The organism is Nostoc foliaceum FACHB-393, assembly GCF_014698505.1.
In the GTDB taxonomy this organism is placed as follows: Bacteria; Cyanobacteriota; Cyanobacteriia; order Cyanobacteriales; family Nostocaceae; genus Nostoc; species Nostoc foliaceum_A.
Genome location: NZ_JACJTD010000003.1, coordinates 222,018 through 236,187, shown reverse-complemented (window position 1 = coordinate 236,187; position 14,170 = coordinate 222,018). Strand labels below are relative to the sequence as shown.

12 protein-coding genes and 1 pseudogene are annotated in these 14,170 nt (G+C 42.4%); 6 read left to right on the top strand and 7 right to left on the bottom strand.

All coding sequences use genetic code 11. The annotated features are described in order from the left end of the window. Nucleotides 1–401: 401 nt before the first annotated feature. On the bottom strand, nucleotides 402–1,883 hold the full coding sequence (locus H6G92_RS04475) for a GTP-binding protein (RefSeq protein ID WP_190891169.1): 1,482 nt from the start codon (nucleotides 1,881–1,883) through the stop codon (nucleotides 402–404). 224 nt (nucleotides 1,884–2,107) lie between these two features. Here H6G92_RS04475 and tpiA point away from each other — a divergent pair, with 224 nt between their 5' ends. Together tpiA and folP are read left to right on the top strand one after the other, a co-directional pair. Then, nucleotides 2,108–2,839, top strand: a complete 732-nt coding sequence (tpiA, locus tag H6G92_RS04470) for a triose-phosphate isomerase (RefSeq protein ID WP_190891167.1) — start codon at nucleotides 2,108–2,110, stop codon at nucleotides 2,837–2,839. A gap of 78 nt (nucleotides 2,840–2,917) precedes the next feature. After that, nucleotides 2,918–3,778 (top strand): dihydropteroate synthase, encoded by an 861-nt coding sequence (gene folP / locus H6G92_RS04465; RefSeq protein ID WP_190891165.1) that lies wholly within the window; start codon nucleotides 2,918–2,920, stop codon nucleotides 3,776–3,778. On the opposite strand, the gene H6G92_RS04460 is transcribed toward folP, so the two are convergent. Beyond that, complete coding sequence (locus tag H6G92_RS04460) at nucleotides 3,775–4,617, bottom strand: SPFH domain-containing protein (RefSeq protein ID WP_190891163.1); 843 nt, start codon at nucleotides 4,615–4,617, stop codon at nucleotides 3,775–3,777. The two genes, folP and H6G92_RS04460, sit on opposite strands and share 4 nt — an antisense overlap. A gap of 378 nt (nucleotides 4,618–4,995) precedes the next feature. On the opposite strand from H6G92_RS04460, the gene H6G92_RS04455 reads away from it, so the two are divergent. Together H6G92_RS04455 and rpsU are read left to right on the top strand one after the other, a co-directional pair. Next, a complete protein-coding gene (locus tag H6G92_RS04455) occupies nucleotides 4,996–5,340 on the top strand; it encodes a hypothetical protein (RefSeq protein WP_190891161.1) in 345 nt (114 codons plus the stop codon). A gap of 407 nt (nucleotides 5,341–5,747) precedes the next feature. Further along, nucleotides 5,748–5,927: a 30S ribosomal protein S21 gene (gene rpsU, locus H6G92_RS04450; protein WP_190891159.1), complete on the top strand. Its 180-nt coding sequence runs from the start codon at nucleotides 5,748–5,750 to the stop codon at nucleotides 5,925–5,927. A gap of 248 nt (nucleotides 5,928–6,175) precedes the next feature. Here the strand turns inward: rpsU and pth are convergent, their stop codons facing one another. The 4 genes and pseudogenes from pth to psbH all read right to left on the bottom strand — a co-directional run bounded on the left by pth (nucleotide 6,176) and on the right by psbH (nucleotide 8,382). Next, nucleotides 6,176–6,817, bottom strand: coding sequence for an aminoacyl-tRNA hydrolase (gene pth, locus H6G92_RS04445; RefSeq protein WP_190891156.1), 642 nt, complete (start codon nucleotides 6,815–6,817; stop codon nucleotides 6,176–6,178). A 265-nt stretch (nucleotides 6,818–7,082) separates the two neighbouring features. Further along, the gene (locus tag H6G92_RS04440) at nucleotides 7,083–7,355 is read right to left on the bottom strand and encodes a TatA/E family twin arginine-targeting protein translocase (protein ID WP_190891154.1); all 273 of its coding nucleotides are present in this window, start codon (nucleotides 7,353–7,355) and stop codon (nucleotides 7,083–7,085) included. Between the two features lie 47 nt (nucleotides 7,356–7,402). Next, nucleotides 7,403–7,768, bottom strand: a pseudogene (locus tag H6G92_RS04435) (DUF4351 domain-containing protein); the annotation flags it as partial. A 410-nt stretch (nucleotides 7,769–8,178) separates the two neighbouring features. Beyond that, nucleotides 8,179–8,382, bottom strand: coding sequence for a photosystem II reaction center phosphoprotein PsbH (psbH, locus tag H6G92_RS04430; protein WP_109011888.1), 204 nt, complete (start codon nucleotides 8,380–8,382; stop codon nucleotides 8,179–8,181). 85 nt (nucleotides 8,383–8,467) lie between these two features. On the opposite strand from psbH, the gene psbN reads away from it, so the two are divergent. Next, nucleotides 8,468–8,599 carry a photosystem II reaction center protein PsbN gene (psbN, locus tag H6G92_RS04425; RefSeq protein WP_012410654.1) on the top strand — a complete coding sequence of 44 codons (132 nt, stop codon included), beginning with the start codon at nucleotides 8,468–8,470 and terminating at the stop codon, nucleotides 8,597–8,599. A gap of 430 nt (nucleotides 8,600–9,029) precedes the next feature. Here the strand turns inward: psbN and H6G92_RS04420 are convergent, their stop codons facing one another. Next, on the bottom strand, nucleotides 9,030–12,305 hold the full coding sequence (locus H6G92_RS04420; protein ID WP_190891152.1) for an alpha-mannosidase: 3,276 nt from the start codon (nucleotides 12,303–12,305) through the stop codon (nucleotides 9,030–9,032). An 87-nt stretch (nucleotides 12,306–12,392) separates the two neighbouring features. Here H6G92_RS04420 and H6G92_RS04415 point away from each other — a divergent pair, with 87 nt between their 5' ends. Next, on the top strand, nucleotides 12,393–14,033 hold the full coding sequence (locus H6G92_RS04415) for a hypothetical protein (RefSeq protein ID WP_190891150.1): 1,641 nt from the start codon (nucleotides 12,393–12,395) through the stop codon (nucleotides 14,031–14,033). The last annotated feature ends 137 nt before the right edge of the window (nucleotides 14,034–14,170 follow it).

The following is a 14,170-nucleotide window of genomic DNA, read 5'->3' as shown; positions in this document are numbered from 1 at the left end:
AAAGGTCGAAGTTCCGAGTTCACAGATCGAAGTTCCGAGTTCACAGATCGAACTTCCGAGTTTTAAATACACGTCACCATAAAAAATGTGCCCAAATCAAGCTGCGACACAGAATAGCCCGTCGTACACATGGTCTTTCAAATATTCCAGATATCGAGACAAGACAAAATACTGCTGCTTACACGGAGATTTTAGCAGGATTAAAGTTTGAGAAAGATTTTATTCATCAATTATTGCGGATAATTCGTAATTCGTAATGACGCTCGCGGACTCGCTACCGCTACGCTAACGTAATTCGTAATTATGAATTAGTTAAAGCTACGCGCAGCGTCTCTGAACAGGAGAAGCAAGGAGCTTCTAGGAACGGTATCACCGAACCTTCTTTATTCCACGTGTATGTATCACTTTCTGAGTTTTACCTTGTAGAGTAATTCATCTTTAATGCGGTTGAGAATTGAAGTCTCATCAAGGTTTGTCAAAATCCGATTAATCACTGCTTTCGGCCCATCAGGCCCCCAAGTTGCACCATTGGCTAAATAAACTTTGGTAACTTGTCCAATACCGTAAGAAGAAACGCCAGCGACTCCCGCTTGGGTGATTGCCACGGATATATAAGGGCCAAGGGCAACACCTGCGGTAGCTGTTGCAGAGATACCCAGTAAAGTTTTTAATCCACTCAAGCCCAAATTTGCTAACAATTCACTAGCACCAATTCCGCCCATACTCAGGGCGATTTTTTGTAGCAGTTGTACAGCCCCGGCTTCAGTCATAGAGAAGCCATACAGTTTAGATAAACCCAAAATTAGAGCAATATCAATTACCACACTACTCAGAATATCTACCACAGTTACGGGATTAAGTGCGATCGCTAATGCTTTGGTCATCACAGCTTTCCAAATCAACTGATTGGCATTCTGTTCCCGAATCATCAGTTTTCGCTCAACCAATTGCTCATTTACAACGTCGGCATAAAGCATGGTATTAAGAGCAACCAAGGCTTTACCCTCACGATGCAGAATTTCCAAAATTTTCAGCTTCAGTTCCTCGATTTGGGCATTACCTGTACGCAACTGTATGCCCCTAGTACCATCAGGGCGACGAATCGCCGTCTTCACCAATGGCGATGCCGCAGCCATGACAATTTCTAGAGGCGTGAGCAATTCTCGCACCCTTTCATCCCGGATTTTGTGATAAATTGCCATCCGGTCTGCTTCTGGATACTGATCTACTTTGTTAAACACCAAAATAATCGGTTTACCTGCTTCCCGCAACTGAGAAAGAGCGGCATATTCTAGCTTTGTCATGTCGCCAGATATCACAAACAGAATCAAATCTGCTTGTTTGGCAATCTGTTCAGCTAATGCGGCACGGGTTGCACCATCTACTTCGTCTAACCCAGGCGTGTCAATTAATTCCACCTGGGATTGACCTACACCAGGCAGAGTAACTCGCAAAGCACGTTCAGTTTCCCCAATCGCTTCCTCACTAATACTCCAATTAACTCTTTGTGCAGCACGAGTGACACCATGTAGCGGTCCAGTTTCAAATACTGTTTGCCCAACCAAAGAATTGAGTAGAGAAGACTTACCACGTCCCACCATCCCAAAAGCCGCAATCTGCACCACCATGCGGTCTAACTTCCCGAGCATGGTTTCCAAATCCGCAATTTCTGTCTCCAATCCGGTTTTTTCTTGGGGGGTGAGGTCAAGATTGGTCACCAAGTTTCGCAGCGCCGTTTGTGCTTGTTTATAGTTCAGTTCCGTCTGAATATCTTCAAAACTGAAAATGGCACTATCCAGTTCTTCCTCCCAACTCAGAGAATTTGGGTCAGTGTTAGCGGAATCGCTTTGATGAGGTTCAGGCACAGGCAATGTCGAAGTCATATTAATTTGAGATTTTGGATTTTAGATTTTAGATACACCCCCTCTACCATCCTAGTTATTTTTAGCAAGGGTTTGGCGAGATAAGACAGAGGTAGCAGGAGAAGAATAATTTTTACCCCATACCCTATACCCAATGACCAATGACTAATGACTAATGACTAACAAAAAGTCATAAACTGAAAAATGCATCTAAATAACTCGTTAGGATCTTGACTAAATTACCTGTGCGGAAAATCGTTATTGCCGGCAACTGGAAAATGTACAAAACCCAGGCAGAAACCCAAGAGTTTCTACGAGGATTTCTGCCCCACTTAGAGGAAACGCCCCAAGGGCGAGAAGTGATATTGTGCCCTCCTTTCACTGATTTAAGCGTTTTGTCCAAGACTTTGCACGGTAGCCTTATCCAACTAGGGGCACAAAATATCCATTGGGAAGAATATGGAGCTTATACGGGTGAGATTTCTGGCCCAATGCTGACAGAAAGTGGTGTGCGCTTTGTGATTGTCGGTCATAGCGAACGACGACAATTCTTTTGTGAAACAGACGCAACCGTTAATCTACGCCTTCGAGCGGCTCAAAGGTTTGGTTTGACCCCAATTCTCTGTGTTGGCGAAACAAAACAACAACGTGATGCGGGAGAAACTGAATCAGTGATTTCTCTCCAACTCGACAAAGGGTTGGTAGATATTGATCAGGATAATTTGGTGATTGCCTATGAACCAATTTGGGCGATTGGGACTGGTGATACCTGTGAAGCAGCGGAGGCGAATCGGATAATTAGCTTAATTCGTAGCCAGTTGAGTAATCCAAATGTATCAATTCAATATGGTGGCTCAGTCAAGCCGAATAATATTGATGAGATCATGGCTCAACCAGAAATTGATGGTGTTTTAGTGGGAGGAGCAAGTTTGGAACCTGAGAGTTTCGCTCGGATTGTGAATTTTCAGTCAGTGTGATGTGCTTTCTTCTCGTTCCCATGCCCTGCATGGGAATGCCCACAGTGAGGCTAATGCCTTACATAGCAATGTAGATTTATGCCAAGCAACTTAATAATTCGAGGACGCTGTTTCGAGTGGGGACAGCGGACTTATTTAATGGGCATTTTGAATGTGACACCTGATAGCTTTAGTGATGGGGGTGAGTTTAACACTACCTCTGCTGCTTTAGTGCAGGCGCAAGCACTGGTGGCTGCTGGTGCTGACATTATCGATGTGGGCGGTCAATCAACTCGACCAGGGGCAAAGCAAATAACTCTGGAGGAGGAACTTGACCGGGTGTTATCGGTGTTACAGGTGCTAAGACCAGAAATTTCAGTCCCGATTTCTGTAGATACAACCCGTGCTGCTGTAGCAAGGGCATCTGTAGAAGCTGGAGCGGATATTATTAATGATATTTCTGGTGGCACTTTTGACTCAGAAATGTTGCCAACAGTGGCAGAGTTAAGTGTACCGATAATTTTAATGCACATCCGGGGAACACCACAGACAATGCAACAACAGACTGATTATCAAGATTTGCTCGGAGAAATTTATAGTTTTTTGGCTAGGCAAATTGGGGTAGCAACTGCTGCGGGCATTGACCTGGATAAAATTATTATTGATCCTGGTATTGGCTTTGCTAAGAACTATGAGCAAAATTTAGAAATTTTTCGCCGCCTGCGATCGCTAACAAGACTCAACTGTCCTATCTTGGTAGGAGCATCTCGTAAAAGCTTCATTGGTCGGATTTTAAATCAACCTGATCCCAAAGCACGAGTTTGGGGAACGGCAGCAGCTTGTTGTGCTGCTATTCTTAATGGCGCTGATATCCTCCGAGTTCACGATGTTCAAGAAATGCGCGATGTTTCACTAGTAGCCGATGCGCTACTGAGACAAGATGCACAGCATGACTCTTAAGTATTACCGTTTTCGGATTTTTTGCCGTTACCTTCTTGATTTACTGACTCAGCTATCAACTCTTGAAACATTTCACTTGAGTTAGCCGGGTCTACAAAGACAATTTTGGCATTATTGCTCTCACCAAGTTTTTGGCTAGCATCTACGTAATCTTGAGCTACAAGATACCGCAGAATGTCTCTACTGTCAGGATTGGAACGGAGAGCTTGAGAAATGATTTGCACTGAAGCCATAGTTCCTTCTGCTTTTTTAATGGCGGCTTCCTTTTCCCCTTCTGCTTCGGTAATCAGTGCCCGTTTTTTGATTACAGCGGCTTGCTCCTCTTCCCTAGACTTTCGTACACTCTCAGGTAGGGTAATTCTCTGAAGGTCTAACCGGATAATATCAACTCCCCAATCTGCTGTTATATTATTTAACTGGTCTAGGATAGCTGAGTCCATCTCTGATCTGGAGACATTGGTCTGCTCTAGGGTGTTCTGGGCAATGACTTCCCGGAGAGTGGTTGTGGTTACCTGTGTCAGTGCGCCTTGCAGATCCTCAATAGCATAAAAGCTTTTCTCAATATCTCTAATACGCCAGTACACAATAGCATCCACTTCCACGTAAATATTATCTTGGGTAATCACATTCTGAGGTTTGATGTCTAAAAACTGCTCTCGTGTAGTATCTTCCATCACAATCTGATCTACCAAGGGAACAATAAAGTTCAGCCCTGGCTTAAGTTTCCGATGATACCGCCCCAAGCGTTCGACTAGGGCTTCATTACCTTGATTAATCAGTTTTGCAGAACCTAAGGCATAACCTATAAGCGCTAAGACTATAGCAATGATTGGCTCCATATATGCTCCTATTCAGCTTTTGGGCGAATTTAGTATCAAAGATATGCTACTAGCTTGTCATATCTTTGAGTTTAATGTTTTGAGTCTGTAATTTTATGAACACTAGCAGCGATGTCTGATGTCGAGTCGCTGCGCGTCTTGTACATATTTTCTATTTGCGGAATGCGATCGCTATTAAAGCACCTTGATTAAACGCTGGCAAGGACTACTTCATGTAACCATCATTACTTGTATTGGTATCTTCAACTAGGGGAGGCTAAACAGCAGTATATTTACTTAAATTTAATTATTTTTTTTACGTAAAATTTAGTAGTATTTTAGAAACTTCAGTATAATCGGATTAAAATTGGCTTCAGCCATTATAAATATACAAATATTATGGGCAGACTGTTAATCAGACTTATAGGTTTAATCCTACTTTTTACAGGCTTATACTTTTTTGGTAAAAATATAATATTTGTTAGCGGTTACTATCTACCTTTTTCCAGTAGATTACCTGCTACTGTTTCCGTATTAGCAATCATGTCAGGTGTGTTTACATTAGTGTTTTTTCGCAGAGAAGCTAGTCAGCTTGGGTGGATTTTGTTAGGTATTGGCATAGTACTAGTTTTTTTCAGTGGTGGAGTAATTTTCCGATCAACTAGCTTATGGAATTTATTTGTTGCTTTTGCAGCATTAGCAGCCGGATATAAATTATTTAATGAGGGCAGAATCAACTTCTAAAATCTACAAACATAATCATATTTTCTCATATTTGCTATAGCCATCCTATCTGATTGCGAAGAATTCAAAGTCACATTATCCCCGATTTATTTAAGAAATTGGGGATATTCTCTCTCACGAATCGCTTAGGATTGTTATAGTAGCCAAAACTACATTTATCGCCAGTTAATATTACAGTCAGGAAAATTTGACATTGCAATTTTGCTATCTTCTTTACTGCTGCGGAGAGCGCATTAGGGCAGTTAGATTAACTTTTAGTTAAGTGCCAATTTCACAATCTAGAAGCACACACAACTAGCCTCAACTAGACGAATAGCCTCTTAATCATGACTTTAGCTCAGGGGGGTTTTACTAAGGTTGAGGCTACTATTACAATGGAAACTATTCATTATGAGGAATAGGCAAGAATGACCCAGGTGGTTCTAGGAGAGAACGAAGGAATAGACTCAGCTTTGCGTCGGTTTAAACGTCAGGTTTCCAAAGCTGGGATATTAGCTGATGTGAAATATCATCGGCACTTTGAAACACCGATAGAAAAGCGTAAACGTAAGGCAGTGGCAGCTAGACGCAAAAGACGTTTTAACTAAACTTACTTGGTTTGGTAGTGGCGTTGCTTGAGGTTATGACCTAAAACAGGCAACAACGTGATTGCCATTATTCTTACAAAAATTAAGCAAACTATGCCGCACCCCAAATTAGGATGTAGATGAGTCACTTTTCCCAAGCACAGAAGGCGTAAGGGCTTTATCTCGGTTGGATGGAGCAAGCTAAAATCGCTGCCCATCAACCAAAATAAGAGCCTTTGCCAAGCTTATAGGATAGTATTCATCCAACCCTAAGACTCAGAATTATTAATGGTGCGGCTATTACAAATATTCATCGCCTTTTCTACTCCCTGCTTGAGGCTTAGTTCAATACACTCAACCACGAACTGAAGTACAAGAGACATCTGCTGATTTTCGGCAGCAGAAAATCGCCCCAGCACATGAGAAACAGCATCAGAATCATCGTTATTAGCTGCACCTTTGGGTTTACCAATACCGATTCGCAAACGGGGAAAGTTTTGGGTACTAAGATGTGCGATCGCACTTTTCATGCCGTTATGTCCACCAGCCGAACCAGATAAGCGCAGACGAGTTTTTCCCAAAGGCAAATCCATGTCGTCATAAATCACTAGCACTGACTCAGGCGGCAATTTATACCAACTTGTTACCGCTTGGATTGCTTGTCCTGAGCGATTCATGTAAGTTAACGGCTTTAGCAAGCGGATCTTACCTCTACCTGGGGCTATACCCTCGCCATACTCACCCTGAAACTTGCGGTTTTCTGCTAAGGAAATGTGCCAAGAACGGGAGAGAGTTTCTACAGCAGCAAAGCCAATATTATGGCGTGTTTGGTCGTACTTGCTTTCTGGATTCCCCAATCCAACAATTAGCTGGGGAATCACCAAAGCTGGTTGCTTAACAGCTTCTGTCATTTTGCCTACAGTCAATTGATATCCAGCATTCTCCTATTGACATCCTCCCCCCGCTATATCAGGAGTACCTGATATAGCGGGGGATTGCAAAGATCGCTTCTCGTTTTTCGCCCTCGATTCATCTCGCCGCCAAATCAAAGATTATGGTGGGAGCCTTCTCTCCGACTTAAGTAAAGGCGGAAATAAACCTACTATTTCATTACAGCCAAAAAGTCCAGAATTAAAGCATTCATGACTTTTGACTTTTGACTTCCGCGTAGCGGTACTAGCTAGGTTGCGAAGAACTAGCGGTATCCTGCTCAGATTTAGCAGGATAGATTTGCTTAGGTTCCAGTTCAGCAGTAGTCTTGACAACTTCTTCTAGCTGTTCTGCTTCTTTTTGAAACTCGGTTTGAAACTCCTTAGAAGCTTCTTGGAAACTACGAATTGTTTTGCCCACACTCCGACCAATTTCTGGCAGCTTCTTTGGGCCAAAGATTAACAATGCAACTACCATAATTACAGCCATTTCCGGCAAACCGATACCAAATATATTCATTTTGTCTCCTGTCAACTATAGAACCACTACCATAGACTCATATATTATTATTGGCCCTTCTGCTCTAATGTACTGAACCAAGTTTTTAAATCTGCGTAGTTTACCGCCGTAGGCATCGCTTGAAAATCTAACAAAGCTTCACCGAGATTTTCTAATTGCTCTAGGTCGAGGCTTTCAATTTGCTCACGCACTTCTTGGGGTAATTCTCCCACGCGCCGAGTTAGTTGACGAACAATCAGCGATCGTTCTCGTCGTTCTCCTCGTTGTTCCCCTTCAGCGAGAATCTCTTGATAAATCACTGATTCGCGCATCATACCCTCCCGAAACAAGTTTCTAATCAAGTCTTTTTCGTATTTTAACCCGGCTAAGATTTGAGTATAGGCGGAAATTTCTAGTCGTTCTCTTTGCTCAAGATGCTCCCAAACGCAAGGCTATCAGACTTAGGTTTTGTACGTGAACAAGTTGGTTGAAATCTGCTGTAACAATTAGTCTAAATAGTGTTTATACAAAACTATAGTTGATATTAGCAGTGCCAGTGAATTTGCGATAGTAGTTCAGCTTAAGCAAATCTAAGCTCTTTAACTATTGCGATGGGTTAAACAAAGCGCAATCCAACAAAGCCCTGGAAATATTGTTTTACCCTGTGGGATCTTGCTACGTTCCTCAAGGGACTTGCAAAAAATAAATTATCCCGAATTATTTCTAGAAGGGGCGCAAGACCTTACGCCCCTTCTTGCCCAGTAGCAAATCACAACCTACAAAAAAACCCGGAAGTACCGGGTGTAACTTAACTTGTTATCCAAACTTGATAGCTGTGTATCTATTAGCGTCCTAAACTCCGCCAATCGACTACTACATCCTCAACCAACAGTGTTCTATTGTAAAGTTGCAGAATAATTAGCAGAAACACAAAAAATAGCAAAATAAAAACAGCCATCACAGGGGTAGTACCCCAACCTGGAGCCACTTTCCCATATTCAGAGTTAAGTGGTTTCAGGATATCTCCCAACCTAGTCCTTTGCGCCATAGTTCACCTAAGATTACTTGCCAAAGCTTTTTTTAATCTTCTGTAATATTCTATAAGAATAGCACTCATAATCTATCTCTCAATTATGGAACCCGCAATAGTTCTTAGCATTTCTATGGCTGCCGTAGTGGTTGCCATCACTGGAATTTCGATTTATACCTCCTTTGGCCCTCCTAGCAAGGAATTGAACGATCCTTTTGATGACCACGAAGATTAAAAGAGTTAGGAGTTTGGAGAGACGCGATTAATCGCGTCTGTACAGGAGTTAGGAGTCAGCCGCTAGTACAGCTAGACCTCTGTCCTTTTAGGCTACGGTGTACACACATCTTTCTAGAAAACCAAAATCGTCCTAGATCCCCCTAAATCCCCCTTAAAAAGGGGGACTTTGAGAGCTTTTTGCCCCCCTTTTTAAGGGGGGTTGGGGGGATAAAAAGCCTGTGGGGCAACTCTAGAAAACTTGTGTATACACCGTAGCGGATGCCTTGGGGAGGGAACTAGATTTCTTTTTTCCCCCCAATATATCGGGGGGATTAAGGGGGGTAATTTAACTTGTGTGTACACGTTAGCTCCTTTTAGGAGAGAGGCTTTGAATCCTACTCCCCTTCCCTACAAGGGAAGAAGGGGCTGAGGGTTAGGTCTGTATTGACTTATCCAAGTCTGGGATTAATTGCTGGTACTACCTTGAAACTGGCGATTTTCCAAGGCTGTATCGTCAAGATTTGTTGCCCAGATGAGAATTCAGTAGTAGAGGAACGCTCTAACAAATCTACTTTATCTCCTATATTCATCCCTAAATCAGTTTGCAAAGATAACTCGGCTGTTTCTCCGTGACATTCATAGCACCGCAGGATTAATTGTTGTGGGTCATCCTCTGATGGCTTCAAGGCCATCAAGATTAAATTTTCATCTGATAAATCTAGGAAACTCACCCTTTCAATAGTACTGTTAGCGGTAGCGGTGCGTTGAGCGAGTGCTGTTAGCTGTAGCGGGGCGTTTACGTTGTGAGTTGTAAGTGGATTCAATATCACTTGCAATGGGATATTCAATTCATAGCCACGCCGTACTGTATGGGCTGATTCCCAGCTACCAGCATGAGGATACAAGGTATATGTAAACTCGTGAAAACCTCTATCAGCCTCTGAGTCCGGCCAATTAGGACTGCGTAGCAGTGTCAGGCGGAGTTGATTCGGTTTGCTGTCGTAACCGTATTTACAATCATTTAGCAGACTAACACCGTGAATACCCTTCTGTGTTTCTCCTGTTAAATCAGCCCAACGCAAAGCGGGAACTTCCCATTTTGCTTGTTCTGCGGGGGTTTGCGGTTTAGTTGGGCGGCGAATTGCGCCACAGGGAATTTCGTATGTAGCAAAGTCTGCTTCAACATTTAGAGGAAAAGCAGCTTTTACCAATACATGATTTTCTTGCCAATTAACGGTAGTAGCTATTTTCAGCAGAGGTGAACCAGTTTGTAGAATATAGTCTTGGCAAAATTCCGATTTACCCAATTGACGTACCACGCGCACACGGCTTTGCACAGGGCCTTGTTCTAACCACTGAATAGATAGAAGATTTGTTGAGGGTAAAGGATGTTGAGCGTAATTGGGGTCTATATTCCAAGCATCCCAATATTGACCACTATCTTTAAAAGCTTGTAGTTGATTCCCCGCCCCACTTAAAATTTCTCGTTGATGAATTTTGTCAAAAACACTTGATAAATCTCCGGTGTCAGGGTCTATAACAACTTGTAGGAATTCATTTTCTAAAATCCAGTCTGGGAGGAGTGGGGGAAATGACGGGGGTGGGGGAGATGAGGGGGAAAGCCAAAATATGCGGTAGCCTACGGGTGGAATTTCGGTGGCGAGAAATAGTAGCGTTGATGGTTCAGATAATTGGGAGACAAGCTGCTTTCCAGAAGTGTCGTAAATCTGCCATTCTTCTGGTGTGGGTAGGGCTACAGAGACTACCTCAGAACGTTGCCAGCTGAGAGAATTGAAAACAAAAATAGGCAAACTATCGGGTTTTGGTGGTTCTGATAGGGTAATGTGAGATGCGATCGCTAAAAGTGATTCTTGTAATATCTTCGTTCCTATTTGTTCCACTTGCTGCCACTGGGGCAACGCATCTGTGTAAACTTGGGTAATTGAAGAACCAGGTAAAATATCATGAAACTGTTGAAATAACACCAGCTTCCAAGCTGCTTCGATTTCTGCTTTAGGATACGTCACACCACAGCTTACGGTTGCCAAGGTAGCAAATAGTTCAGCTTGATACAATAAATTTTCACAACGACGATTCCAACGTTTTTGATCTGCGTGAGTAGTGTAGCAACCGCGATGGAATTCTAAGTATAGTTCGTCATTCCAAGTAGGGAATGAAGGGGAAGGGGGGGAAGCAGGGGAAGAATCATAATGACTGACAGACGCGATGAATCGCGTCTCTACGATTTGCTGTAAATATTTTTCAGCCGTCGTGAATTCGATATCTGGGAAGAAAGGCGACTTTTGCCAGCGTTGGGCGGTTTCTAACATATCACGGGTGGGGCCCCCGCCGTGGTCACCGACACCGGGAAGGCAGAGAGATTCTGGTAAACCAGTTTGGGATTGCCACTCAAGAGCATAGGATGCCATTTTAACTGGGTCTATAGCTTCACCGATGGGTGCAGACATCAAACTAAAGACTTCGCACCCGTCAGGCGATCGCCACCAAAAAGCCCCATAATCAAATTTAGTAGTATCATTCCACCGCAACTTCTGCGTCACAAAATACTCAATTCCGGCATTAGCGAAAAACTGCGGTAAAGTTGCACAAAAACCAAAAGTATCTGGAACCCACACCACAGTTGAAAGCTTACCAAATTTTTCTTGGATGTAGCGCTGACCATACAATAGCTGACGGACTATTGATTCACCAGCAATCAGGTTAAGTTCCGGTTCCACCCACATCCCACCGATAACTTCCCAACGTCCAGCGGCTACCTGTGCTTGAATCGCTTGAAACAAATCTGGGCGATGTTCTTCAATCCAAGCATAAAGTGCGGGAGTCGAATGACAGAAAATTAACTCAGGAAAATCTTCTTGTAACTTCAGAACCGACTCAAAAGTATTTTGCGCCGCATTCCAAGTTTCACTCACAGGCCATAGCCATGCTAAATCTAAGTGAGCATGACCCAATAAGAAAATTTTAGATTTTTGATCCCCCCAACCCCCCTTCAAAAGGGGTGCTAATATATCTGATTGAATTAGGTTTTGGCGTAAAGATAAAAATGACCTTACCAACTCTTCTTTCTCTGTGTCCTCTGCGCCTCTGCGGTTCGTAACCTCCCCTACCATCGCCGCCAAAACTTCCAGTTTCTCCGGCGCAAACCGTTCCAAATAAAGTTGCAGCACAGCTAACTCATCAGCCACAAAACCCGGATCGGGATTATTATCAACAGTAGACTCATAAACTAGGAGAGATCGTACTAAAGCACCATCACAATGTCCCGGACTCACTAACCGCAAAGCCACAGTAAATTCTTCCCCTGGTGTCACCCCTCGACCCAGAAGCACTCTAGGCGAACAATCAAATAAATCACCCTCCAGCACTAACTCCCCATTCACATAAATCTCAGCAGAATCTGCCCACCAAACTAGCGCCAGCCGCAAAGATAACCCAGCTAAGGGATAACCCTGTAAATCTTGGGGAACCACCAATCTTTGCACTAGCCATAGCACTTTTTTACCGCCTGTCCAAGCGATATGTTCTTTAGCATTCAACTGAACAGGTTGCCAATTAGACAAATCAGCAGCTACAACATCAGTAATAATCAGGTCACATTCCTGGTATAGCCAATTAGACTGAAGATTAACTTGACAAAAAGAGCGCAGTTGCTCAATTGCTTGGGAGATAAATTTGGTCTGGGATTGAGAGACAGTCGGGGTCATATTTTCGCTAAGATGAGGTGTTGGTTGTTTTTATTGTTTGGCGCGAGTCTCACAACTTAACAAGACTTGAACTAAAAAATTACTACTATGTCTTCTGGTTCTTCTGGTCGTTATCAAAGCAGACTATTTAACTTTGTCCACCAGCAATCTCGGCGAGTGACAGAACAGTGGGAACACACCTTCCGGCATTTGCAAGTTGCTACTAAGTGGGGTGTCGAGGTACTACTTTACCCAGTGTATCTACTGTTTCAGTCATCGGAATCTTCTGGGAAAACGCTACACACCAAAGAACCACAAACTAGGCTAAAGTTACAACCAAATGATACCGATTTCCAGCCCGAAACTCTGCCAAATGCTGATAGCCCCATTCAAAATATATTAGAAGCTGTTTATCATCTGTCATCTGATGAACCCGGCTCGACTCTTACGAAAACATCTGAACCTTTCAATCCTTTGGTTTTTTTGGGACTTTCCCGGCTTAAATTCGTTGATAATCACTCTCATCTTACTCAATCATCAAATATTACAGATAATCAAGCCGAAAGTCTCAATTCTTCACAGTTAGAGAAGGCTCTCAAGCAGCATCTTCCGGTAGTGCGGGGAATCGCCACAAATTTGATGAATCGTAGTTTAGTACTTGTTACTACCGACAATGAAATTTTAGATGTTTTAACACCTCAACAGCAGGCAAAATTAGAAGACCGAATTATTAATGAAGTTGCTAATTACTGGCAGTCTTGGCAATTGATTATAGCTAGAAAAGAAACGCAGCTATTACCACAAATTGACCGTTTATTAGCAAAGCTTACTGATGGGAATACAGCTAAAATGCCAGTTTTAGCTGAGGGAATATCAAAAGATTTAATTAATACAGATAAATTATTAGCATTTCTAGATATAGCCGTTGCTAAGTTGGAATCAAATGCTTTAGTACCTGTGCAAGAACGTAGCCAGGAAATTGTCCAAGTTGCCCAAACTCAGTTAAACATATTTCTTTATGGCAAAGAGCAATTAGCTGCTAAAGGAGAAATTGCAACTACTGCTGATGGTTTGGAAACTCATACACTGAATCTTCAGGCTTTGATTGAGGCTGCGCTTAATTATTTTTTTGGTGTTGGTAATAGAAAAACACTTGAGCCAACAACCAGTGATGAGCGTTTGCCAGGTAAACTATTATCTTCACGCCTTAGAAAAGCCTTATCCAAAAGCCGTCATTTGCAGAATCAGGATTTAACAGATGATCCTTGGCTAACGTGGAATGATTTATTTGGTAATACTGAAATAATTGCTGATAAGCCAGTTACACTTTCTCAAAGAAAAAATCCTGCTTTAGCCTCAAGTTTATCAGTAGGACATTTTTCACAAAATAATTTGACTGTAAAACAATCTAAAGTTAAATCTGGCTTGGTGCAAAGGAAACAATTAACTAGTAATCTCGCCTCAAGTCAAAAAATATCTGAAAAAGTTGCCTTTGCAAAACAAACCCGAACCAGTATTTCCCAAACTAAAAGTGAGAGTCGTAAAGGGGAAATGTTGCAACAACAGTTTTATCAAAGCAGTCAAGTTGAGGCACAACCAGACTGGATAGAAACCAAAGCAACTTCAACGGGCTATGAGAAGCACCCCTTAGAGCAACTTTTGGAATGGGTTGATTATGCTATGCTCTGGCTAGAAGAGAGATTTGTAAAGATTTTTAGGTCGTTACGGCAACTATGGCAGGGGAAATAATACTAATTCGTAATTCGTAATTCGTAATTCGTAATTCGCCAAATATTAGTTTGGTTTACAGCTTTATGGCTGTAGCCTAATTTTGGATAATCGGTATAAGCTGATCGATATTTTTTAAAAAAATATTATAATATTTA